18 protein-coding genes are annotated in these 23,058 nt (G+C 58.2%); 14 read left to right on the forward strand and 4 right to left on the reverse strand.

Going from position 1 to position 23,058, the window contains the following annotated elements:
- Positions 1-201: 201 nt before the first annotated feature.
- A complete protein-coding gene (gene mgtA, locus FHU12_RS19300) occupies positions 202-2,910 on the reverse strand; it encodes a magnesium-translocating P-type ATPase (RefSeq protein ID WP_141971240.1) in 2,709 nt (902 codons plus the stop codon).
- Between the two features lie 423 nt (positions 2,911-3,333).
- On the opposite strand from mgtA, the gene treR reads away from it, so the two are divergent.
- The 3 genes from treR to treC all read left to right on the forward strand — a co-directional run bounded on the left by treR (position 3,334) and on the right by treC (position 7,696).
- Positions 3,334-4,281 carry a trehalose operon repressor TreR gene (treR, locus tag FHU12_RS19305; protein WP_141971242.1) on the forward strand — a complete coding sequence of 316 codons (948 nt, stop codon included), beginning with the start codon at positions 3,334-3,336 and terminating at the stop codon, positions 4,279-4,281.
- A 137-nt stretch (positions 4,282-4,418) separates the two neighbouring features.
- Complete coding sequence (gene treB / locus FHU12_RS19310) at positions 4,419-5,834, forward strand: PTS trehalose transporter subunit IIBC (protein WP_019453304.1); 1,416 nt, start codon at positions 4,419-4,421, stop codon at positions 5,832-5,834.
- A 197-nt stretch (positions 5,835-6,031) separates the two neighbouring features.
- Positions 6,032-7,696, forward strand: a complete 1,665-nt coding sequence (gene treC, locus FHU12_RS19315; RefSeq protein ID WP_141971244.1) for an alpha,alpha-phosphotrehalase — start codon at positions 6,032-6,034, stop codon at positions 7,694-7,696.
- A gap of 28 nt (positions 7,697-7,724) precedes the next feature.
- Here treC and FHU12_RS19320 read toward each other — a convergent pair whose 3' ends face one another.
- Positions 7,725-8,249 (reverse strand): NAD(P)H-dependent oxidoreductase, encoded by a 525-nt coding sequence (locus tag FHU12_RS19320; RefSeq protein ID WP_141971246.1) that lies wholly within the window; start codon positions 8,247-8,249, stop codon positions 7,725-7,727.
- Positions 8,250-8,354: 105 nt separating this feature from the next.
- Between FHU12_RS19320 and FHU12_RS19325 the strand changes: the two genes are divergently transcribed.
- The 5 genes from FHU12_RS19325 (at position 8,355) to FHU12_RS19345 (ending at position 16,676) form a co-directional block, all read left to right on the forward strand.
- Entirely contained in the window at positions 8,355-9,269 is a 915-nt protein-coding gene (locus tag FHU12_RS19325; protein WP_141971248.1) for a LysR family transcriptional regulator, read from the forward strand.
- A gap of 244 nt (positions 9,270-9,513) precedes the next feature.
- The gene (gene nrdD, locus FHU12_RS19330; RefSeq protein WP_004933403.1) at positions 9,514-11,652 is read left to right on the forward strand and encodes an anaerobic ribonucleoside-triphosphate reductase; all 2,139 of its coding nucleotides are present in this window, start codon (positions 9,514-9,516) and stop codon (positions 11,650-11,652) included.
- Between the two features lie 168 nt (positions 11,653-11,820).
- Positions 11,821-12,285, forward strand: coding sequence for an anaerobic ribonucleoside-triphosphate reductase-activating protein (nrdG, locus tag FHU12_RS19335; RefSeq protein ID WP_141971250.1), 465 nt, complete (start codon positions 11,821-11,823; stop codon positions 12,283-12,285).
- A 424-nt stretch (positions 12,286-12,709) separates the two neighbouring features.
- Positions 12,710-14,392 carry a DUF262 domain-containing protein gene (locus tag FHU12_RS19340; protein ID WP_141971252.1) on the forward strand — a complete coding sequence of 561 codons (1,683 nt, stop codon included), beginning with the start codon at positions 12,710-12,712 and terminating at the stop codon, positions 14,390-14,392.
- A 391-nt stretch (positions 14,393-14,783) separates the two neighbouring features.
- On the forward strand, positions 14,784-16,676 hold the full coding sequence (locus FHU12_RS19345) for a restriction endonuclease (RefSeq protein ID WP_141971255.1): 1,893 nt from the start codon (positions 14,784-14,786) through the stop codon (positions 16,674-16,676).
- Positions 16,677-17,042: 366 nt separating this feature from the next.
- Here FHU12_RS19345 and FHU12_RS19350 read toward each other — a convergent pair whose 3' ends face one another.
- Both FHU12_RS19350 and FHU12_RS19355 read right to left on the reverse strand, forming a co-directional pair.
- Entirely contained in the window at positions 17,043-17,228 is a 186-nt protein-coding gene (locus FHU12_RS19350) for a hypothetical protein (RefSeq protein WP_141971257.1), read from the reverse strand.
- Between the two features lie 50 nt (positions 17,229-17,278).
- Positions 17,279-18,334, reverse strand: a complete 1,056-nt coding sequence (locus tag FHU12_RS19355; protein ID WP_141971259.1) for a permease — start codon at positions 18,332-18,334, stop codon at positions 17,279-17,281.
- 227 nt (positions 18,335-18,561) lie between these two features.
- Here FHU12_RS19355 and phnF point away from each other — a divergent pair, with 227 nt between their 5' ends.
- From phnF to phnK, 6 genes are read left to right on the forward strand one after another with little or no spacing between them, the layout of a single operon-like run.
- Positions 18,562-19,290 carry a phosphonate metabolism transcriptional regulator PhnF gene (gene phnF, locus FHU12_RS19360; protein ID WP_015376439.1) on the forward strand — a complete coding sequence of 243 codons (729 nt, stop codon included), beginning with the start codon at positions 18,562-18,564 and terminating at the stop codon, positions 19,288-19,290.
- Positions 19,291-19,734 (forward strand): phosphonate C-P lyase system protein PhnG, encoded by a 444-nt coding sequence (gene phnG / locus FHU12_RS19365; RefSeq protein WP_141971261.1) that lies wholly within the window; start codon positions 19,291-19,293, stop codon positions 19,732-19,734. It begins immediately after the preceding gene.
- Between the two features lie 3 nt (positions 19,735-19,737).
- A complete protein-coding gene (gene phnH, locus FHU12_RS19370; protein ID WP_141971263.1) occupies positions 19,738-20,319 on the forward strand; it encodes a phosphonate C-P lyase system protein PhnH in 582 nt (193 codons plus the stop codon).
- A complete protein-coding gene (locus FHU12_RS19375; protein WP_141971265.1) occupies positions 20,319-21,404 on the forward strand; it encodes a carbon-phosphorus lyase complex subunit in 1,086 nt (361 codons plus the stop codon). Before phnH ends, FHU12_RS19375 begins: the two co-directional genes overlap by 1 nt.
- Positions 21,397-22,257 carry an alpha-D-ribose 1-methylphosphonate 5-phosphate C-P-lyase PhnJ gene (locus FHU12_RS19380; RefSeq protein WP_004933420.1) on the forward strand — a complete coding sequence of 287 codons (861 nt, stop codon included), beginning with the start codon at positions 21,397-21,399 and terminating at the stop codon, positions 22,255-22,257. The genes FHU12_RS19375 and FHU12_RS19380 overlap by 8 nt, the downstream gene beginning before the upstream one ends.
- Entirely contained in the window at positions 22,257-23,045 is a 789-nt protein-coding gene (gene phnK, locus FHU12_RS19385; RefSeq protein ID WP_038879071.1) for a phosphonate C-P lyase system protein PhnK, read from the forward strand. Before FHU12_RS19380 ends, phnK begins: the two co-directional genes overlap by 1 nt.
- The last annotated feature ends 13 nt before the right edge of the window (positions 23,046-23,058 follow it).

A 23,058-nucleotide genomic window follows, 5' to 3' on the forward strand; every position in this document is an offset into this window, starting at 1 on the left:
CTCAGAGGAAAAAACAAAATATCCCCAATGAATTTCAAACCACCGCTAGGCGATAAACAACAACGCGTTGGTTTGAAAGGCGCAGGGGAAAACAGCCAACGCTGTAGATAAAGACGCAGCACAGAACAGATGTCCAACCGTTGCGGTGAAAAAGCGGACGGGATCACAGTTGCCCCCTCCCGGCCGGAGGGGGCGAACGGGTTATTGCCAGCCGTAGCGGCGCACGAACCAGCCTTTCACGCACTGGGTCAGCACCATGTAACCGGCGAGGATCAGCACCAGCCACGGGAAGTAGCCGAGCGGCAGCGCCTGCAGCTGCAGGAAGCCGGCCAGCGGCGAGAACACCAGGCCGATGCCGGTGGCGATCACCGCCAGCGTCATGATGCACAGCGGCCAGGACGGGCGGCTCTGGATAAACGGAATTTTGCGCGTGCGGATCATGTGCACGATCAGCGTTTGCGACAGCAGCCCTTCCACGAACCAGCCGGACTGGAACAGCGTCTGCATTTCCGGGGTATTGGCCTTGAATACCCACCACATCAGGCAGAAGGTCAGCACGTCGAAGATTGAACTGATCGGCCCGAAGAACACCATAAACCGCCCCAGATCGGCGGAGTTCCAGCGCTGCGGCTGGGTGATCTGATCCTCGTCGACGTTATCGAACGGGATGGCGATCTGCGAGATGTCGTACATCAGGTTCTGAATCAACAGGTGCAGCGGCAACATCGGCAGGAACGGCAGGAAGGCGCTAGCAATCAGCACGCTGAACACGTTGCCGAAGTTGGAGCTGGCGGTCATCTTGATGTATTTCAGCATGTTGGCGAAGGTACGGCGCCCTTCGATCACCCCCTGCTCCAACACCATCAGGCTTTTTTCCAGCAGGATGATGTCCGCCGCTTCCTTGGCGATGTCCACCGCCGAATCGACGGAGATGCCGATATCAGCCGCGCGCAGCGCCGGCGCGTCGTTGATGCCATCGCCCATAAAGCCCACCACGTGCCCCTGGCGGCGCAGCAGTTTGACGATGCGCTCCTTGTGCAGCGGTGTCAGCTTGGCGAATACCGTGGTGCGCGCCGCCGCCTGCGCCAGCTGTTCGTCGTCCATCTGTTCGATCTCGCTGCCGCGCAGCAGGTGCTCGGCCGCCAGCCCGACGTCCCGGCACACTTTGGCCGCCACCAGCTCGTTGTCGCCGGTGAGGATCTTCACCGTGACGCCGTTCTGTTTCAGCGCCGCCAGCGCCGGCGCGGTGCTCTCCTTCGGCGGATCGAGGAAGGCGACGTAGCCTTCGAGGATCAGATCCGACTCGTCCGCCACGCCGTATTCATGGGTTTGCGCCGGCAGGATCTTGTTGGCTACCGCCACCACCCGCAGCCCCTGTTGGTTGAGATCGTCGGTGATGCGGCGAATGCGCGCCAGCAGCGCCTCGCTGAGTGGGATCACCTCGTCTTCGTGGCGCACGTGGCTGCAAATCGCCAGCATCTCTTCCAGCGCGCCCTTGCACACCAGCTCGTGATACTCGTTGTCTTTCGCCACCACCACCGACATGCGGCGGCGCACGAAGTCGAACGGGATCTCATCCACCTTGCGGTAGTGCTGCAGCGCTTCCGGCTGCTGATTTTGCTCCGCGCAGCTCAGCACCGCCACGTCGAGCAGGTTTTTCAACCCGGTCTGGTAGAAGCTGTTCAGCCAGGCGTAGCGCAGCACCCGCTCGCTGCTGGCGCCGAACACGTCGGTGTGGCGCTCCAGCACGATCTTGTCCTGGGTCAGGGTGCCGGTCTTGTCGGTGCACAGAATGTCCATGGCGCCGAAGTTCTGGATGGCGTCCAGCCGTTTGACGATCACCTTCTGGCGCGACAGCTTCACCGCCCCTTTGGCCAGCGTCGAGGTGACGATCATCGGCAGCATTTCCGGCGTCAGCCCGACCGCTACCGACAGCGCGAACAGCGCCGCTTCCCACCAATCGCCCTTGGTGTAGCCGTTGATCAACAGCACGATCGGCGTCATCACCAGCATAAAGCGGATCAGCAGCCAGCTGACCTTGCTGATGCCGCTCTGGAAGGCATTCGGCTGCTCATCCTGGCTGGTGACGCGCTGCGCCAGCTGGCCGAAATAGGTGTTGCCGCCGGTGCCGATCACCATCGCCAGCGCGGTGCCACTGACCACGTTGGTGCCCATGAAACACAGGTTCTGGCAGTCGAGCGGATCGGCCGCCAACGCCTGCGGCGCCGCGGATTTTTCCACCGGCAGCGATTCGCCGGTCAGCGCCGCCTGGCTGATGAACAGATCCTTGGCCGACAGCACGCGCAGATCCGCCGGGATCATGTCGCCGGCCGCCAGCTTGATGATATCGCCCGGCACCAGCTGCGCGATCGGCAGCTCCACGTGCTCGCTCCTGCCGGTGAGCGCATCGCTGCGGATCACCGTGGCGGTGTTACTCACCATGGCCTTCAGCGCGTCGGCCGCCCGGTTGGAGCGCGCCTCCTGGATGAAGTTGAGCAGCGTGGAGATCACCACCATCAGCGCGATCACCAAGGCGCCGGTGAGATCCTCGGTGGCATAAGAGATCATGCCGAGCGCGGTCAGCAGCAGGTTGAACGGGTTGCGGTAGCAGTGCCAGAGGTGTTGCCACCAGGCCTCTTTCTGTTGATCGTCGATGACGTTCTCGCCGCAGCGCTGGCGCACCTGTTCCGCCTCATGGGCGGTGATGCCTTCCGGGTGGCTGTGGAAACGCTCAAACAGCTGCATCGTCTCTGCGGCGGCGCATTCCAGCCGCTGCTGCGCCAGGCCGGCCGGCATATCGCGCGTAGCGCCACCGACGCTGTCCAGCAGGCTGTCGCGGCGCACCAAACGGCGCGGAAGGCCGCGGGCAAACAGGCCCAGCAGCTGACGGGGGAGTTTTTTCAGTTTCATGGTTCGCACCTCGTCGCCCGGTGCCTCACGGCAGCGGGTAAACGGGGATCGTCATCGGCCGGGCGGATGGCGGGCACGCCAAAAAGCCTCTGCCAATGCAGATCCTTATTCTTTTTTTCAGCAGCAGGAGCGAACGACGAAGCGCGCGCCACCGGTTACCGTGATGTACTTCACCGGTAAAACAGCAGCGCCAGGCGGAGAGGTTTTACCGGAGAACCGAGTGAGTGTCTAAAGCAGTCGGGTCGGGGTCCATATGGGGAATAACCTCCGGTAAAGGGAAAAACAGAGCGGCAGGAGCGGCCGTTCATCGCAATGTCACAATCCCGTTTTGCATCAAGATCCGCGTCGGAAAATGAGCTATGCTGACGGGCATTCATTATTGGCCGTCAATTTACGCCTTACAACCTAAACGACAAGTAAACCATGCAAAACCGGCTGACCATCAAGGACATCGCACGCCTGAGCGGCGTAGGCAAATCCACCGTCTCACGCGTGCTGAACAATGAAGGCAGCGTGAGCCCGCAAACCCGTGAACGGGTGGAATCGGTGATCCGTCAGCAAGGGTTTACCCCCTCCAAGTCGGCGCGCGCCATGCGCGGCCAGAGCGACAAGGTAGTAGGCATCATCGTTTCCCGTCTCGATTCGCCGTCGGAAAACCAGGCGGTGCGCACCATGCTGCCGCTGCTGTATCAGCAGGGCTTCGACCCGATCGTGATGGAGAGCCAGTTCGAAACCCGCCTGGTGCAGGAGCACCTGCACGTGCTGCACCAGCGCAACGTCGACGGCGTGATCCTGTTCGGCTTCACCGGCCTGACCGCGGCGATGCTCAAACCGTGGCAGGAAAAAATGGTGGTGATGGTGCGCGAATATGACGGCTTCTCGTCCGTCTGCTACGACGACGCCGGTGCGGTGAACCTGCTGATGGACCGTCTGTACCGGCAAGGGCATCGGCATATCGGCTATCTGGGGGTGCAGCTCAGCGACGCCACCACCGGCCAACGCCGCTACCAGGCCTATCTCGACGCCTGTGAACGCCTCACGCTTACGCCGCGCGCCACGCTGGGCGAGCTGAGCTACCAGAGCGGTTTCCAGCACGCCGCCGAGGTGATCGACTCGCACACCAGCGCGCTGATCTGCGCCTCCGACAGCATCGCCCTGGGGGCGATCAAATACCTGCAGCAGCAGCCGGCGCGCGCCATTCAGGTGTGCGCCATCGGCAACACCCCGCTGCTCAGCTTCCTGTTCCCCGATACTCTGTCGGTCGAGTTCGGCTACGGCAGCGCCGGCCAGCTGGCGGCGCAGCAGCTGTTGGCACAGCTCAGCGGCGAACAGGGGATCCGCCGCCTGGTGGTGCCCAGCAAACTTTCCTGACGATCTGCTTAGAAGTTGACCATTTTTTGTCATTTTGTGATCCTCGCCCCAAACCGGGAACGTTCCCATTTCATTCAAAAAGCCGAGTGGCTAAGCTTTGATCATTACTCAGTCAACACCTCTGCAGGTATCCCATAATGAGCAAAGTAAAACAGCAGGATATTGATCGCCTGATTGTTTTGGTCGGCGGCCGCGAGAACATCGCCACCGTCAGCCACTGCATTACCCGGCTGCGTTTCGTCCTCAATGATCCCAGCAAGGCCAGCCCCAAAGAAATCGAAGAGCTGCCGATGGTCAAAGGGTGCTTCACCAACGCCGGGCAGTTCCAGGTGGTGATCGGCACCGACGTCGGCGACTACTATCAGGCGCTGATCGCCAGCACCGGCGTCAACGAGGCTGACAAAGAACAGGCCAAGGTGGCGGCGCGCCAGAACATGACCTGGACCGAGCGCACCATCTCCCACTTCGCCGAGATCTTCTTCCCGCTGCTGCCGGCGCTGATCAGCGGCGGTCTGATCCTCGGCTTCCGCAACGTGATCGGCGACATCCCGATGTCCGGCGGCCAAACGCTGGCGCAGATGCACCCGGCGTGGAAAACCGTTTACGACTTCCTGTGGCTGCTGGGTGAAGCGATCTTCATGTTCCTGCCGGTGGCCATCTGCTGGTCGACGGTGAAAAAGATGGGTGGCACGCCGGTGCTCGGCATCGTGCTGGGCGTCACCCTGGTGTCGCCGCAGCTGATGAACTCCTACCTGCTCGGCCAGCAAACGCCGGAAGTGTGGAACTTCGGCTGGTTCGTGATCCAGAAAGTCGGCTATCAGGCGCAGGTGATCCCGTCGATCCTGGCGGGCATGGCGCTGGGCTGGATCGAAACCCGGCTGAAAAAGATCGTCCCCGACTATCTCTATCTGGTGGTGGTGCCGGTGGTTTCGCTACTGCTGGCGGTGTTCCTGGCGCACGCGCTGATCGGGCCGTTCGGCCGCATGATCGGCGATGGCGTCGCCTGGGCGGTGAAAGCGGTGATGACCGGCAGCTTCGCGCCGGTGGGTGCCGCGCTGTTCGGCTTCCTGTATGCGCCGCTGGTGATCACCGGCGTGCACCAGACCACGCTGGCCATCGACATGCAGATGATCCAGAGCATGGGCGGCACCCCGGTATGGCCGCTGATTGCGCTGTCCAACATCGCGCAGGCCTCGGCAGTGCTCGGCATCATCATCATCAGCCGCAAGGCCAACGAGCGTGAAATCTCAGTGCCGGCCGCGATCTCCGCCTACCTCGGCGTGACCGAACCGGCGATGTACGGCATCAACCTCAAATACCGCTTCCCAATGCTGTGCGCGATGATCGGCTCCGCGATCGCGGGCCTTATCTGCGGCCTGGACGGCGTAATGGCCAACGGCATCGGCGTCGGTGGCCTGCCGGGCATCCTGTCTATCAAGCCGCAGTTCTGGCTGATTTACTCGCTGGCGATTCTGGTGGCGATCGTCATCCCGCTGGTGCTGACCATCATGGTCTACAAACGCAAGGCCGCCCGCGGCGAGCTGCCGGTTTAATTGACGCAAAATACGCAACATGAATGTAGGGGCTGGAAATACCCTATAGCTTTCGAGCTGCAGCTAGGCGGCAAGGGTGCAAATCCCCAGGAGCTTACTCAAGTAAGTGACTGGGGTGCAGCGCCAGCAGCCAACAACGCTGCGGTTTGAAAGATGAAGGGTACAGGCCCGTTGTCACGATTCAAAGGTATTGAACTATGAGCAACCCAACCCCCTGGTGGCAGAACGGCGTCATCTACCAAATTTATCCGAAGAGTTTTCAGGACAGCACCGGCAACGGCTACGGCGATTTGGCCGGCGTGACGCGGCGGCTGGACTATCTGCAGGAGCTGGGCGTCGACGCCATCTGGCTGACGCCGGTCTACGTATCGCCGCAGGTGGACAACGGCTATGACGTGGCGGACTACTGCGCCATCGATCCGGCTTACGGCACGATGGCGGACTTCGAGCAGCTGGTCGCCGCCGCCCACCGGCGCGGCATCCGCATCGTGATGGACATGGTGTTCAACCACACCTCGACCGAACATCCGTGGTTCAAGGCCGCGCAGGATCGCCACAGCCCGTATCGTCAGTTCTACGTCTGGCGCGACGGCGAAGGCGATACGCCGCCGAACAACTGGCGCTCCAAGTTCGGCGGCAACGCCTGGCAGTGGCACGCCGACAGCGGCCAGTACTATCTGCACCTGTTCGCCGCCGAGCAGGCGGATCTCAACTGGGAACACCCACCGGTGCGGGAAGAGCTGAAGAAAGTGTGTCAGTTCTGGGCGGACAAAGGCGTCGACGGCCTGCGCCTCGACGTGATCAACCTGGTGTCCAAACAGCAGGACTTCCCGTCCGACAGCCTGGGCGACGGCCGCCGCTTCTACACCGACGGCCCGCGCATCCACGAGTTCCTGCAGGAGATGAGCCGCGAGGTGTTTCAGCCGCGCGGCCTGATGACGGTGGGCGAGATGTCTTCCACCACGCTTGAGCATTGCCAGCAGTACGCGGCGCAGAGCGGCGAAGAGCTGTCGATGACCTTCAACTTCCACCACCTGAAGGTGGACTACGCCAACGGCGAAAAATGGACGCGGGCGGCGCCGGATTACGTGGAACTGAAGCAGATCTTCCGCCACTGGCAGCAAGGGATGCATAACCGCGCCTGGAACGCGCTGTTCTGGTGCAACCACGATCAGCCGCGCATCGTGTCGCGCTTCGGCGATGAAGGCGCACTGCGGGTACCGGCCGCCAAAATGCTGGCGATGGTGCTGCACGGCATGCAGGGCACGCCTTATATCTACCAGGGTGAAGAGATCGGCATGACCAACCCCGGCTTCCGCGCCATCGAGCAGTATCGCGACGTGGAAAGCCTGAACATGTACGCCGAACTGAGCGCCCAGGGCCGCAGCGATGCCGAACTGCTGGCGATCCTGGCCGACAAATCGCGCGACAACGGCCGCACCCCGATGCAGTGGAGCACCGCGCCGCACGCCGGTTTCACCACCGGCACGCCGTGGATCGGCTGCGCCGAGAACTACCCGCAGATCAATGCCGACGCGGCGCTGGCCGATCTCGATTCGGTGTTTTACGCATACCGCCAGCTGATCACCCTGCGCAAGCAGTATCCGCTGCTGACCCACGGCGACTATCAGGATCTGGCGCCGGATCACCCGGCGCTGTGGTGCTACCAGCGCAGCTGGAACGGCCAGCGCCTGCTGGTGGCGGCCAACCTGAGCCGCGAGCCGCTGGCCTGGGCGGCGGAGGGCGTGGAAGCCTCCGCGCAGTGGCGCCCGCTGATGAGCAACTACGCCGATTCGGCAGACCAGCCGCAGGCGCTGACGCTGCGGCCGTTCGAAGCGGTGTGGTGGCTGCTCGAAGACTAACCCCGCAGGGCGCGGCGAGCGCTGCGCCCTACCATTTCCCCAGCAGCGCCACCACCCCGGCGGCCTCTTGCGCCAGGCGTTCATCGCTCATGTCGAACACGCCCTGCACCAGATGCGGCGACAGATAATCCATGCCGGTCAGGTTGGCCATGGCGTGGAACGGCAGCAGCAGATCCTGCACCGGATAACGGTTGTACCCTTCCGCCGTATAAGCCTGCGCGTTACCGCCGGTGCTCACCACCAGCTGCAGCGGCTTGCCGTGCAGTTTAGTGCCCTCGCTGCCGTAGGCGAAACCGTAGGTTAATACCGCATCCTGCCATTCGCTGAGGATCGCCGGCGAGCTGTACCAGTAAAACGGGAACAACATCACTACCGCATCATGGTTCTGCAGCAACTCCTGTTCGCGCGCCACGTCGATGCGGTAATCCGGGTACGCGCGGATCAGCTCATGTACGGTCACGTTAGGCAGCGTGCGTACGGCCTCGATCAGCGCCTGGTTAATGCGTGACTCGTCGGGGGTGCGGTGGGCGGTTAACACTAAAATGCGTGACATAACGATTCCTCGGTCATAAGAAGATGGGGGCATTTTTCCATTTCCGCCGCTTCGGGTGTAGGCTGTTAGAGGTCACTTCAATTTCAACCGAAAGTATCAACCACTATGTCACTACCCTTTGACGTGCATCGCCTGTTGCCGGCCTTCCTCGCCGCCGCGCAGGCGCAAAATTTCTCCGCCGCCGCCCGCCAGCTGGGCGTGACGCCGGCGGCGGTCAGCAAAAACATCCGCGCGCTGGAAGAGAAGCTGGCGCTGCGGCTGTTTCAGCGCAACACCCACAACGTGCTGCTGACCGACGAGGGCAAAGCGCTGCTGGCGCAGGTAGCGCCGCTGTGGCAGGCATTGGCGGCCACGCTGGAAAGCGCCGGCGGCGAACGGCAGGCGCCGGCCGGGGTGGTGCGCGTCAGCATGATCCCCGGCTTCGGCCGCCAGATGCTGATGCCGTTGATCCCGCAATTTCTGGCGCGCTACCCGCAGATCGATCTCGATTTGTCGCTGGATGCGCGGGTGGTGAATCTGGTGGGCGAAGGTTTCGACGTCGGTATCGGCAGCCGGGTCGATCCCGACAGCCGGCTGGTGGCCCGCCCGCTCTACCCGATGCACATGGTGCTGGCGGCGTCGCCCGACTATCTGTCGCGGCGCGGTGAACCGCAAACGCCGCACGATCTGCTGCGGCACGACTGCCTGCTGCACCGCAACCCGGCCAACGGCCGCCACGTCAAATGGCAGCTGCGCCATCAGGGCGAAACGCTGGCGCTGGATCTGAACGGCCGGCTGGTGGTCAGCCGCCCGGAGATGTTGCTGGATGCGGCGCTGGCCGGGCTGGGCATCGTCAACCTGGCGCGCTGGTACCTCGACAAGCACTTCGAACAGGGCACGCTGCGGCCGGTGCTGGCGCAATGCTGGCCGCGCCCGGTACAGCTGTGGCTCTATTACGCCTCGGCGGATCTGCCGCCGCGGGTGCGCGTCTGGGTCGATTTTCTGCTGGCGCATTTTCGCGATCGGCCAACCGGCGATTGACGTCTGTTCAGCTTGCACACGCTCTTCCGTTTTCCTTGTTCTACATCAAAAGAATCTCGCCAATATCTATATATAGTGCATTAAGAATTACGAACACCTATATATAGTAGTTATCCACAAAATCATCCACACGTCGCCACAGCCCTTGCGCGCTGCGGCTTTGCCCTGTGGATAAGCGAAATTTGACGGTTGCTCGCCATGCCAGGCGGGTATGAACGCTCCCTCGGGGAACAAGGAGTACAACGTGAAACCAGTAGTGATTAAGCGGGACGGTTGCCAGGTACCTTTTGACGAAGCGCGCATCGCGCAGGCCATCGAGCGCGCCGCGCTGGCGGTGGGCGTGGTCGACGCCGACTACTGCGCCACCGTCGCCCGCGTGGTCGCTCAGCGCATGGAGCAGCAGCCGCGCGTCGATATCCACGAGATCCAGCAGGCGGTGGAAAACCAGCTGATGGCCGGTGAATACAAACAGCTGGCGCGCGCCTATATCGAATACCGCCACGATCGCGACGTGGCGCGTGAGCTGCGCGGCCGCCTGAACCAGGAAATTCGCGGCCTGGTCGAACAAAGCAACCGCGCCCTGCTGAACGAGAACGCCAACAAGGACAGCAAGGTGATCCCCACCCAGCGCGACCTGCTGGCGGGCATCGTCGCCAAACACTACGCCAAGCAGCACATCCTGCCGCGCGACGTGGTGCTGGCCCATGAACGCGGCGAAATTCACTATCACGATCTCGACTACTCGCCGTTCTTCCCGATGTTCAACTGCATGCTGATCGATCTGAAAGGCATGCTGACCAACGGCTTCAAGATGGGCAACGCCGAAATCGAGCCGCCGAAGTCGATCTCCACCGCCACCGCCGTGACCGCGCAGATCATCGCCCAGGTCGCCAGCCATATTTATGGCGGCACCACCATCAACCGCATCGATGAAATTCTGGCGCCGTTCGTCGACGAGAGCTTCCGCAAACACCTGCAGGTGGCGGAAGAATGGCAGATCCCGGACGCCAAAGGCTATGCCATGGCGCGCACCGAGAAAGAGTGTTACGACGCCTTCCAGTCGCTGGAGTACGAGGTCAACACCCTGCACACCGCCAACGGCCAGACGCCGTTCGTCACCTTCGGCTTCGGCCTCGGCACCAGCTGGGAATCGCGCCTGATCCAGCGCTCGATATTGAAAAACCGCATCGCCGGGCTGGGCAAAAACCGCAAGACCGCCGTGTTCCCCAAACTGGTGTTCGCCATCCGCGACGGCCTCAACCACCAGTACGGCGATCCGAACTACGACATCAAGCAGCTGGCGCTGGAGTGCGCCAGCAAGCGCATGTACCCGGATATCCTCAACTACGATCAGGTGGTTAAAGTCACCGGCTCGTTCAAAACGCCGATGGGCTGCCGCAGCTTCCTCGGCACCTACGAGCAGGACGGCGAGCTGGTGCACGATGGCCGCAACAACATCGGCGTCATCAGCCTCAACCTGCCGCGCATCGCGCTGGAGGCGATGGGCGATGAATCACGCTTCTGGGCGCTGCTGGATCAGCGCCTGCAGCTGGCGAAAAAGGCGCTGATGACGCGCATCGCCCGGCTGGAAGGCATCAAGGCGCGGGTGGCGCCAATCTTGTACATGGAAGGCGCCTGCGGCGTGCGGCTCAAGGCCGACGACAACATCGCCGATATCTTCAAGAACGGCCGCGCTTCAATTTCGCTGGGCTATATCGGCCTGCACGAGACCATCAACGCGCTGTTCGGCGGCGAAAACCACGTGTATGACGACGAGGCGCTGCGCGCCAAAGCGGTGGCGATCGTCGCACGGCTGCGCGCCGCCGTCGACGCCTGGAAAGACGAGACCGGCTACGGCTTCAGCCTCTACAGCACGCCGAGCGAGAACCTGTGCGATCGCTTCTGCCGGCTGGACACCGCCGATTTCGGCGTAGTGCCGGGCGTCACCGACAAGGGCTATTACACCAACAGCTTCCACCTCGACGTGGAGAAGAAAGTTAACCCGTACGACAAGCTGGACTTCGAAGCGCCCTACCCGCCGTTGGCCAGCGGCGGCTTCATCTGCTATGGCGAATACCCGAACCTGCAGCACAACCTGAAGGCGCTGGAAGACGTGTGGGACTACAGCTACAGCCGGGTGCCTTACTACGGCACCAACACGCCGATCGACGAATGCTACGAATGCGGCTTCACCGGTGAATTCTCCTGCACCAGCAAAGGCTTCACCTGCCCGAAATGCGGCAACCACGACTCGGCCAAGGTTTCGGTCACCCGCCGGGTGTGCGGCTATCTCGGCAGCCCCGATGCCCGGCCGTTCAACGCCGGCAAGCAGGAAGAGGTGAAACGCCGGGTGAAACACCTCGGCAACGGGCAGCTCGGCTGAAAAGCGCCGTGCAGCCTAGGCAGAAGCCTGTTCATCAGGCGTGATTGTCGCCGCCAGTTTGCCTTCGGCCAGCGCGCACCAACCGCAGCGTACACGCAGTACGTGAGGATTGGCAGCACTGCCCGAAGGCAAAATGGCCAGTAAAATAGCCTGATGGGCAGGCCTCACATGAATTATCACCAGTATTACCCGATCGACGTCGTCAACGGCCCCGGCACCCGCTGCACGCTGTTTGTCGCCGGCTGCGTGCACCAGTGCCCCGGCTGCTACAACAAAAGCACCTGGCGGCTCAACTCCGGCCAGCCGTTTACCCCGGCGCTGGAAGACCGCATCATCGCCGATCTGAACGATGCGCGCGTGCCGCGCCAGGGGCTGTCGCTCTCCGGCGGCGATCCGCTGCACCCGGCCAACGTGCCGAGCATCCTGCAGTTCGTGAAACGGGTGCGCGCCGAGTGCCCCGGCAAGGATATCTGGCTGTGGACCGGCTACCGGCTGGCGGAACTGGACGCACAGCAAATGCAGGTGGTGGACAGGATCAACGTGCTGATCGACGGTAAGTTCGTGCAAGATTTGAAAGACCCAGCGCTGATTTGGCGCGGCAGCAGCAACCAGGTGGTGCATAGGTTGCGATGAGCGAGCTGCACAGACTCGATCTGGCAGCGCTACGGCACGGCGTTAATCTGATGGGCTGCTTTGTGCCAGGAGCGGACATAGCTGACCTCAAAATGTGTTAATCAACTGAGAACAGGCCAGTCAACCGGCGATGGGAGCGAATTGTCAAAAGCTGCCACTACCAGCGGGGATTCTTGAGTGTTAGCGCTCTAAGTTACAGTTGCTCCAGACAGTAGTTCAGATATATAGGAGGCCTTTTAACAACTCTATAGCTTGCTCAAAGCTGCCTAGATGATTATCTTTTATGAAGTTGATCGTCGAGAGTCCCTTTTAATGCTTGAATTGTTCATAGTACATCAAAATTATGCAAACTTTCATCATATTGCCTTGTTAATAATTAGCGGTCTTATGATGACGTCATTTTAAAATAACGGGATTTGATTAAATGGCAAAGCAATTTATGTTGATGGAACCAAAAAATGAGAATTTTAATGAATTAATTGGTGGTCCAAACAAATATATTGTACCCAGGTTCCAGCGAGACTACGCATGGGATGTAGGGCAATGGGAGGACTTGTGGGGGGATATAAATGCACTTGATGATGAAGGGTTCCATTATATGGGCTACATTGTCCTTCAACAAAAAGAACAGTATCAACATGAAATTATCGATGGGCAACAACGTTTAGTTACGTTATCGATTATAGTTCTGGCTGCAATGAAAGCTATCAAAACCTTAATTGATAATGGAGAGGATGTAGAGGGAAATACTGAGCGACTCAATGGTATAACTCAAAACTTTGTAGGAAGTAAGAACTTCGTTACGCTTAAGGTGATTAATAAATTAGAACTAAATAGAAACAACAAAAGTTATTTTCAAAGAATGTCATCGCATTTAGAGGCTCAAAACCCTCGAGGTATAACATCGACTAATAAATTGATACGAAAATGTTTTGATTTTTTTACTAAGAAAGATTTTGGTAGAACAGGTGCTGATATTGCTCAGTTCATTGCAGATTTTTCTTCGAGCATGGTTTTCACAAAGATAATAGTGCAAGATGATCTTAATGCTTATAAAGTTTTTGAAACTTTGAATGCGAGAGGTGTTCAACTTTCCACCCCGGATCTACTTAAGAACTATTTATTCTCAATTGTGACAAAAGATGATCAAATCGGAGAAGATGAACTCAATGATTTGGACGAGCAATGGTCAGAAATGATCGTCCAACTTGGCGAAAGCAATGTTTCTGATTACATTAGATATCACTATAACTCGCAGAGAAAAATGGTCACTAAGAACAACCTGTTTTCCTCTATGAGAAAGATATTAACGAAACCGGAAGAAGCGTATCAGTATTTAAAATCATTAATTGACTACTCACCTATCTATGCATCATTGATTAACCCTAATGATGCATGGTGGGGAGATCAAGATGAGAAATACAGAAATGTTTTGCATTACCTTAATGGAATAAGGTTATTCAATATCAAGCAACCACTTACAATATTCCTTGCTGCCTTCGGTAACTTCTCTCCTGAAGAGTTTATTAAGCTCGCAAGATATTTATACATATTATCTATTCGTTATAATGTTATTTGCCACTTATCGCCCAGTGAGCAAGAGAATATTTACAATCAAATTGCTAACAAAGTTTATAACCGAGAGTTTTTAAGAGCTAGTCATGTAAAAAATAGTGAAGAATTTAAACGCTTGTATCCTGACGATAATTCATTCTTTAATGCTTTTGAGTTTCATAGGATGCCTAGTAGGCAAACGGCGAAAAAAATACGGTTTTTACTTTCTGAGATTGAGGGGCATTTAGGTAATCAATGTGATTATGAAAAAACCACATTAGAACATATTTGTCCTTATCACCCCGAAAAAGAATGGTGCGATTCTTTTGGTGAAGGAATTAATGATGTAAAAGATAGGCTTGGAAACATGATTTTAATGGATAAAGATAACTTAAAGCGCTCATCATTTGAAGATAAGAAAAAAGAATATAAAAAATCTGGATATATACTGGCTTCAAAAGTCACTGAATATGCAGAATGGAATTTAGAAACTGTCAATGAGTTTCAGAAATGGATGTCAAAACAAGCTGTCAACGTTTGGAAGGTTGATTAATAACTGTATAAAAGCAACTATAATGGCGGACTATCTAGTAGAAAGTCCGCCGAAATTTTCCGTTTTAGTTGAGGGAAGATCTTGAAAGTATCCCAGAAATCCGCGCCAGTAACTTTAGAAGTCCTAAGCAATCCGGCTAAGTCAACGTCTTCTCCTCGCTCGCAGCAGACGTCCGGCTCGGTTAACTGACCGCAACGGGCCAGGAGCGGACATCTTAGTAAGCAAATTTACCTGAGCACTAAGTTGGTTAAAAAGTAAAACTATATATTTTAGTATCACTATTAATTATACTGTAAAATCATAGTTAGAATTTCTATCGAGAATAGATTATTAATATATGATATAACTAAGCAAAGTGAATCATTACAATGATTTTTATAGGATTAGATAAATGACTGAAATTGATTCTCGATATAAACTAAGCGGGTCTTTAAACCCTAATTCGCTCCCTGTCCTTGCTGCAGATATTCTTAAATGGTCTCTTGGTCATACTAAGGTTCGTATTCTTGATGGCCCTGGTGATGGCAGAAGAGATATTCTTTCAATAACCCCTGAAGGAATACAACATTTAACCCAATGTAAACACCACTCTGATGACTCAAAGTCTGTTAGCTCACGTGAAACAGATGAAATTGTTATAGCTTTGGCAAAGTTTGGAGTTAAGTCTGCTTTATTTTTTACGAATGGTCGCATTTCCCCACAGGGAAAGCGTGAATACATAGATAATTTCCCTGATTATTCTCTGGACTATATTGACGGCGATTTAATGTTGCAATATGTTGAAGAAAGTCCGCTACTATCGCGCATGTGGCTACATGGTTCTACCTTGGGAATGATTACCCAGCGCTTACTTATTCCCTTCATCATTCGGAATATAAGTGACGATAGCACTGTAAAATTAAATACAACTCAATATGAAGGTGTTGCTAACTTTTGGGGATCACGTGAATTATTTGAACCATTCCGACCATCAATTAAGTCTGGAGGCGTTGGTGATTTGTCGGCTAATTCGATTAGCGGAGAGCGTAGACTATCTCTGACAGAACTACCTATTGCTATTGCTAATATGAAACAGGATGTATTGCAAACATTAAAGGGAAGTTACACCGGAGTGACTGTTAGATTTGGTAAATCCGCTTTGATTAACCCAAAATCTAAAAATGAGGACGACAATATTTGGATAGGAGGAATTGAGCCAGAGAGTTATATCATAAATTTTAATGGAGAGATAAAGACTGAGAAGGAATGGCTTCTTCCTGAAATGGGAGAGGACTGGCAATTCCCTGAAAATATTTCAGTTGCTGAAGTTGAGTGGGCCGGTTGGTTTTCAGAAAATCATGATGCATTCTTGATGTACGAACTTCGATGGCCTTATGTTACTGGAAGCAATCAATCCATTGAAATTTATGAGCATTCCGAACGGGAGGCCGTTAATCAATCCCTTTTTGTAGCTGTTAATGACGAACAACTTGAGTTAATACGTCAAGACCTTGTTCCTCAACCGGACTGGTTTGAAAGCTTGGGAGGGAAAACTGTTCTGGGATGGCTACATCCTTATTTGTGTCATAATGAAAAAGAGCAACAAAGAAGCGTCAAAATCGAAGATGGAAAGTATATCCCTTTTCATCCTGAAGCAGAAATATTTTTTGTAGAAGCAGAAAATATTCGTCATCAGCTAAAAAAAATGGGTATTGATGAGTTTGAACCCGCTCGAGCAATTCATTTAGCCGCTGCATTAGCAAGACCACTGGTCTATACAAAGTCATATGATAGAGCGCCTGCAGTACAGATTTTAGAATATTACGATAATATACCGTCACCCAGTTACTTACTCGATCGAAGCATGACTTACTTACAAATGTTGGAAAGTGTTGATGAATCCGTTTTTGAAGTGGATATAGATATTAGAACCTTAGAAGCTCAACTTCCAGATGGGTTGACGCTTAAGCTAGATGTCAAAATGGGAAGGCGCACAGAACGGTTATTTGCAATGGTGATGTTAACAGCTAAAAGTATAGGTCCTGAAAGTGCTACCCATCATGCTAATCGATTAATTAACCTTGTGAGCAATATGACTCCCTCACTTAAAGAAATCATTGGATCAATTTGGCCTGGAGCTGTGTTAGCGACGAAACGTTTTTGGCGCGACGAAGTAGGCATGTTTTTTGAAGACGGTAAATTTATAGGCCGTCCATGGGTTATGCTGATGCCTCCTGAAAACACTCCCGACCAGTCTCCGGAGCTATATATTATTCGACCCGATCAGTTAGCAGAAAAAAAATAGCAAATAGAGGGCCCGTTGGCCACTTTTACCTTCGGAGCCCTATATCAAGTCCACTCATTCATTTTCGACTCTAAAATGTACATATAACGGTAATGATTATTTAAGACTTCCGCCATTTTTTCTCCAAGACCGCCAGCTGTAACTTAGTGTTATGAATTTAACTAATTGATTTCGACAGACCCAAAATGGCTTGCATGCCATGATGTTCACTTTCTGTTCTAGCAAGGATTTGAAATCCAATGGAGAGAAATCAAGGTCATAACGAGATAACCGTCTTCTAAGTGTTAATGTCGGCTTCTCGCTCAAAGCCGACCAGCGGCGACCTTAGACACTGTAAGTCCAGCTGTGAGCTAGCACAGCTCAACATCATCCTCGATAGCGCTCCCGGATTTTCACCTTGAATAAAGCCATTCGTTTTTCTACCTCCGAATGGCTGAGATAAACCGCGGTGCCGTTTCTCAAACGTTCAAGGGCGGCATCCACCCTTTCACGCAACGCTTGCTCCTGCAACATTGCCTCTAAGTCCATTTCAGGTTTATTCCGCTGCTCCATTGCGATCTCTTCCTTGAGACAGCATCGAACCACTCATCAGCAACGGTAAGTTACACCAACCCCATTCCCACCACGCCGGTCACCGCGCCGCACAACGCCACCAGCACCGCCGTCAGGCACAGCGCCCGGGCGGAGAAGGCCTTGTTGAGCATCAGCAGCGAAGGCAGGCTGACCGCCGGCAGGGTCATCAGCAGCGCCAGCGCCGGGCCCGCGCCCATGCCCGCCAGCATCATGGTCTGTACGATCGGGATTTCTGCTGCGGTGGGGATAACGAACAGGCAGCCGACGATCGCCAGGCCGATGATCCACAGCAGGCTATTGTCGACGGCGCCGTCGGCGTGCGGGAACAGCCAGACCCGCGCCGCGCCCAGCGCCAGCACCGCCAGCACGTAGATCGGGATGGTCGACCAAAACAGCGCCCACAGCGCTTTCCCCCAACGGGCGAGGAACGGCTGCTCGTCGTTCTGCGCCGTCAGCACCAAAGGCTGCGGCGCAGCGGGTTGCGGATCGTTGGCGGTCACGCGCTGCACCAGCCAGGCGATGCCCAGCACCATCACCACACCTGCCACCAGGCGAATGGCGGCGAACGGCCAACCGAGCACAAACCCCATGAACACCAACGTCGCCGGGTTCAATACCGGGTTGGCGAGCCAAAAGGCCAGCGCAGCGCCGCTGGACACCGACTGGCGGCGCATGCCGGCGGCAACCGGCGCGGCGCAGCAGGTGCACATCATGCCCGGCAGCGCGATCAGCGCCCCCAGCACGGTGCCGGAAAAACGCCGGTGGCCGAGCGTGCGCGCCAGCCAGTCGCGCGGGATCAGCACCTGCACCAGCGAACCTAACAGCACCCCGAGCAGCGCCGCCTTCCATACCGCGGTGAAGTAGACCAGCGCATACTGCCAGGCTGCCAGCCAGGGGCTCGCGGCGCCGTCGGCCAAGATCGATTTGCCGATCGAGTGGCTGTCCGCCGCCACGAACGCCTTGCCGTAGTAAGGCTGCCATTTGACGTAGTAGAGGCCGACGGCCACCACCAGCAGAAACAGGATCGGTTTCCACAGCGGCCAGGCGCGTGGGGCGGGTTCAGGGGCGTTCAGAGGTTGCGGCATAGTAGCGGCCAGAGTCAGTCAACAGAGGCGCCAGCATAGCGCGCCGTCGCCGCCCGTGCACGCCCGGGCTGTCCTAAATAGTTCATCTGTTCGCCACCGACGCGTAACGCGATTGTCATCTGCGCCCGGCACCATGATGCCAACTTGAAAACCACAGGGTAGACGCACGATGAAACGCACCGCTTCCGCCTTCATCGCACAGCCATCGGTATGACGAGGTTTTTATTATGATGGAGTTATCTAGACATCCGACCACTTACCCCACGCGCTATCAGCAGATCGCCGCGCAGCTGGAACAGGAGCTGCGCACGCAATACCGCTGCGGCGACTACCTGCCTTCGGAACAGCAGCTGGCCGAGCGTTATCAGGTCAATCGCCACACCCTGCGCCGCGCGGTGGATCAGCTGGTGGAGCGCGGCTGGCTGCAGCGCCGCCACGGCGTCGGCATTCTGGTGCTGATGCGGCCTTACGACTACCCGCTGCACGCCAATACCCGCTTCAGCCAGAACCTGTTCGAGCAGGGCAGCCATCCCACCAGTGAGCGCTTACTCGCTGTCTTGCGCCCGTGCAATGGGCATGTCGCCAGCGCACTCTCGCGTGAAGAAGGCGAAATGGTGATCCACCTGCGCACCCTGCGCCGGGTCAACGGCGTGCCGATGAGCGTCATCGACCACTATCTGCCCGATCTGGACTGGTGGCCGGCGCTGCAGCAGTTCCACAGCGGTTCGCTGCACCAGTTTATCGAACAGCACCTGCAGCAGCCGCTGACCCGCCGCCAGACGCGCATCAGCGCGCGCCGCGCGCAGGCCAAAGAGAGCCGGCTGCTGGAGATCGCCACCCACGCGCCGCTGCTGTGCGTGCGCACCCTTAACGTCCGCAGCGGCGGCGAAGACGTGGCGGAATACTCCGTCAGCCTGGCCCGTGCCGACATGATTGAACTGACGATGGAGCACTGAATGCAAGCCTTAGAGTCGAGACAACGCTGGATGTCGGTGCTGGCGCACAGCCGGCCCGAGCAGCTGCGCAGCCACTGGCAGGCGCTGAACCTCAGCCCGGGTTACCGCAGCATCCGCGCGCCGGAGATCGGCCTGGCGCAGCTGCATGGGCGCATGGGCGCCACCGGCCGCCGCTTCGTGCTGGGGGACATGACGGTCACCCGCGCGGTGGTGCAGCTGGACAACGGCGGCTACGGCTACAGCTATATCGCCGGGCGCGACAAGGCGCACGCCGAGCTGTGCGCGCTGGCCGATGCGCTGCTGCAACAGCCGGAACACGGCGAACGCCTGCAACAACAGCTGATCGCGCCGCTGGCCGCGCTGCAGCACGAACAGCGCCAGCTGCGCGCCCGGGCGATCGCCGCCAGCCGGGTGGACTTCTTTACGCTGGTGCGAGGGGATTAAGCCATGAGTTTATTGACCGGTTTTGAACAACCGATAGACCAATCGCAGCACGCTTTTCGTTTGATTCTTAAAGCCTTGAGCGAACCGGGCCACCGGGTGACGCTGCCGGCCGGCCCGGCCTGGGCGCCGCTGAACGCCGCCAGCACCGCCGCGCTGCTGACGTTGGCCGATCAGGAAACGCCGCTGCAGCTGTGCGCGGCGCTTAAAAGTGAGCAAGTGCTAACAAACATTCGTTTTCACAGCGGCGCGCCGCTGGCCACCGCGGCGCAGGAGGTCTGTTTTGCCCTGTTCGATGAGCAGCTGCAGGCCGCCGATCTGCAGGCCTTACCGCAAGGCACGGAAATCTCGCCGGAATGCGGCGCCACGGTGGTGGTGCAGCTTGCTGAGCTGGAGAACGGCGCCGCGCTGCGCCTGACCGGCCCCGGCATCGAGAGCCAACGCCTGATTGCGCCGCGCCTGCCGCCGGCGCTGCTCGATTACTTGGTCAACCGTCCGCAGCGCTTCCCGCTGGGGCTGGATATTTTGCTGACCTGCGGCGATCGCCTGCTGGCGATCCCGCGGACCACCCGCGTGGAGGTGTGCTGATGTACGTAGCGGTAAAAGGGGGCGAAAAAGCCATTGAGGCCGCCCATCAGCTGCAGGAACAGCTGCGGCGCGGCGACGACGCGCTGCCGGCGATCGGCGCGGAACACATCGAACAGCAGCTGGGGCTGGCGGTGGATCGGGTGATGACCGAAGGCGGCATCTACGATCGCGAGCTGGCGGCGCTGGCCATCAAACAGGCCAGCGGCGATTTGGTGGAGGCGATCTTCCTGCTGCGCGCCTACCGCACCACCCTGCCGCGCCTGGCGGTCAGCGAGCCGCTGGCCAGCGAAAACATGCGGCTGGAGCGGCGCATCTCGGCGGTTTACAAGGACTTGCCCGGCGGGCAGGTGCTGGGGCCAACCTACGACTACACCCATCGGCTGCTGGACTTCGCGCTGCTGGCGGAGGGCGAAGCGCCACGTGCGCCGCAGGCCGACGAACCGCTGCCGGACAACTGCAGCCACGTGTTCGATCTATTGTGTCGCCAGCAGCTGGCGCGGGAGGAACAGGACGACGGCAGCGCGCCGGACGACATTACCCGCAACCCGCCGGTTTACCCCTGCTCGCGCTCGGCGCGCCTGCAGCAGCTGGTGCGCGGCGATGAAGGTTTTCTGCTGGCGCTCGGCTACGCCACCCAGCGCGGCTACGGCCGCAACCACCCGTTCGCCGGCGAGATCCGCACCGGCCACGTTTCGGTGGAGATCGTGCCTGAAGAGCTCGGCTTCGCCATCGATATCGGCGAAATCCTGCTGACCGAGTGCGAAATGGTCAACGGCTTCGTCGATCCAAAGGACCACCCGCCGCACTTCACCCGCGGTTACGGGCTGGTGTTCGGCCGCGCCGAACGCAAGGCGATGGCGATGGCGCTGGTGGACCGCGCATTGCAGAGCCCCGACTACGGCGAAGGCGTCGCCGGCCCGGCGCAGGACGAAGAGTTCGTGCTGGCCCACGCCGACAACGTCGAGGCCGCCGGCTTCGTCTCCCATCTCAAGCTGCCGCACTACGTCGACTTCCAGGCCGAACTGGAGCTGCTCAAGCGGCTGCGACAGGAATACAGCGAGCGTCAGGAGGCCCGCGATGAGTGAAGTATTGACCGGCTATAACCTCGGCTATCTGGACGAGCAGACCAAGCGCATGATCCGCCGCGCTATCCTGAAGGCGGTGGCGATCCCCGGCTATCAGGTGCCGTTCGGCGGCCGCGAGATGCCGATGCCCTACGGCTGGGGCACCGGCGGCATTCAGCTCACCGCCAGCGTTATCGGCCGCGCCGACGTGCTGAAGGTGATCGACCAGGGCGCCGACGACACCACCAATGCGGTGTCGATCCGCCGCTTCTTCCAGCGCGTCGCCGGGGTGGAAACCACCGAACGCACGCCGGAGGCTACGCTGATTCAAACCCGTCACCGCATTCCGGAAACCGCGCTGCGCGAAGACCAGATCCTGATCTATCAGGTGCCGATCCCGGAGCCGCTGCGCTTTATCGAACCGCGCGAAACCGAGACCCGCAAGATGCACGCGCTGGAGGAGTACGGCGTGATGCAGGTGAAGCTGTATGAAGACATCGCGCGCTACGGCCATATCGCCACCACCTACGCCTACCCGGTGAAGGTCAACGATCGCTACGTGATGGATCCGTCGCCAATCCCGAAATTCGACAACCCGAAAATGCACATGATGCCGGCGCTGCAGCTGTTCGGCGCCGGGCGCGAGAAACGCATCTACGCCCTGCCGCCGTTCACCAAGGTAGAGAGCCTGGACTTCGACGACCATCCGTTCAGCGTGCAGCAGTGGGACGAACCCTGCGCGCTGTGCGGCTCGCGCCACAGCTATCTCGACGAAGTGGTGCTCGACGATCGGGGCAACCGCATGTTCGTCTGTTCGGACACCGACTACTGCCGGCAGCAGCTGGCGCAATCTTCGCAAGAGGCGCAGCACTGATGACTTCCACCCCTTTGAGCACCACCCCGCTGCTGTCGGTGAACCGGCTCACCCACCTGTACGCCCCCGGCAAGGGCTTCAGCGACGTGTCGTTCGACATCTACCCCGGTGAAGTGCTGGGCATCGTCGGCGAATCCGGCTCCGGCAAAACCACGCTGCTGAAATCGATCTCGGCGCGGCTGGCGCCGCAGCGCGGGCAGATCCTTTACCGCCCGCAGGCGGGCCAGGAACAGGATCTGTACGCCATGGCGGAGAGCGATCGCCGCCGCCTGCTGCGCACCGACTGGGGCGTGGTGCACCAACACCCGCTCGACGGGCTGCGGCCGCAGGTCTCCGCCGGCGGCAACATCGGCGAGCGGCTGATGGCCATCGGCCAGCGCCACTATGGCGACATTCGCCGCCAGGCCGGCCAGTGGCTGGAAGACGTCGAAATCCCGCTGTCGCGCCTCGACGATCTGCCGACCACCTTCTCCGGCGGCATGCAGCAGCGGCTGCAGATCGCCCGCAACCTGGTCACCCACCCCAAGCTGGTGTTTATGGATGAGCCGACCGGCGGGCTGGACGTGTCGGTGCAGGCGCGCCTGCTCGATCTGCTGCGCAACCTGGTGGTGGAGATGCAGCTGGCGGCGGTGATCGTCACCCACGATCTCGGCGTGGCGCGGCTGCTGGCCCACCGTCTGCTGGTGATGAAACAGGGCGAAGTGGTGGAGAGCGGCCTGACCGACCGAGTACTGGACGATCCGCACCATCCTTACACCCAGCTGCTGGTTTCTTCGGTGCTGTCGTAACCCAAGGCGATAA

The organism is Serratia marcescens, assembly GCF_006715005.1.
Lineage (GTDB): Bacteria > Pseudomonadota > Gammaproteobacteria > Enterobacterales > Enterobacteriaceae > Serratia > Serratia montpellierensis.

Excerpts from the sequence above, each read along its gene's own strand:
- treB (WP_019453304.1), top strand. The coding sequence starts at position 4,419 with ATGAGCAAAGTAAAACAGCAGGATATTGATCGCCTGATTGTTTTGGTC.
- phnG (WP_141971261.1), top strand. The coding sequence starts at position 19,291 with ATGCAAGCCTTAGAGTCGAGACAACGCTGGATGTCGGTGCTGGCGCAC.
- FHU12_RS19355 (WP_141971259.1), bottom strand. The coding sequence starts at position 18,334 with ATGCCGCAACCTCTGAACGCCCCTGAACCCGCCCCACGCGCCTGGCCG.
- mgtA (WP_141971240.1), bottom strand. The coding sequence starts at position 2,910 with ATGAAACTGAAAAAACTCCCCCGTCAGCTGCTGGGCCTGTTTGCCCGC.
- FHU12_RS19340 (WP_141971252.1), top strand. The coding sequence starts at position 12,710 with ATGGCAAAGCAATTTATGTTGATGGAACCAAAAAATGAGAATTTTAAT.
- FHU12_RS19380 (WP_004933420.1), top strand. The coding sequence starts at position 21,397 with ATGAGTGAAGTATTGACCGGCTATAACCTCGGCTATCTGGACGAGCAG.
- nrdG (WP_141971250.1), top strand. The coding sequence starts at position 11,821 with ATGAATTATCACCAGTATTACCCGATCGACGTCGTCAACGGCCCCGGC.
- treC (WP_141971244.1), top strand. The coding sequence starts at position 6,032 with ATGAGCAACCCAACCCCCTGGTGGCAGAACGGCGTCATCTACCAAATT.
- FHU12_RS19325 (WP_141971248.1), top strand. The coding sequence starts at position 8,355 with ATGTCACTACCCTTTGACGTGCATCGCCTGTTGCCGGCCTTCCTCGCC.
- phnF (WP_015376439.1), top strand. The coding sequence starts at position 18,562 with ATGATGGAGTTATCTAGACATCCGACCACTTACCCCACGCGCTATCAG.
- FHU12_RS19320 (WP_141971246.1), bottom strand. The coding sequence starts at position 8,249 with ATGTCACGCATTTTAGTGTTAACCGCCCACCGCACCCCCGACGAGTCA.
- FHU12_RS19345 (WP_141971255.1), top strand. The coding sequence starts at position 14,784 with ATGACTGAAATTGATTCTCGATATAAACTAAGCGGGTCTTTAAACCCT.
- FHU12_RS19350 (WP_141971257.1), bottom strand. The coding sequence starts at position 17,228 with ATGGAGCAGCGGAATAAACCTGAAATGGACTTAGAGGCAATGTTGCAG.
- phnH (WP_141971263.1), top strand. The coding sequence starts at position 19,738 with ATGAGTTTATTGACCGGTTTTGAACAACCGATAGACCAATCGCAGCAC.
- phnK (WP_038879071.1), top strand. The coding sequence starts at position 22,257 with ATGACTTCCACCCCTTTGAGCACCACCCCGCTGCTGTCGGTGAACCGG.
- treR (WP_141971242.1), top strand. The coding sequence starts at position 3,334 with ATGCAAAACCGGCTGACCATCAAGGACATCGCACGCCTGAGCGGCGTA.
- FHU12_RS19375 (WP_141971265.1), top strand. The coding sequence starts at position 20,319 with ATGTACGTAGCGGTAAAAGGGGGCGAAAAAGCCATTGAGGCCGCCCAT.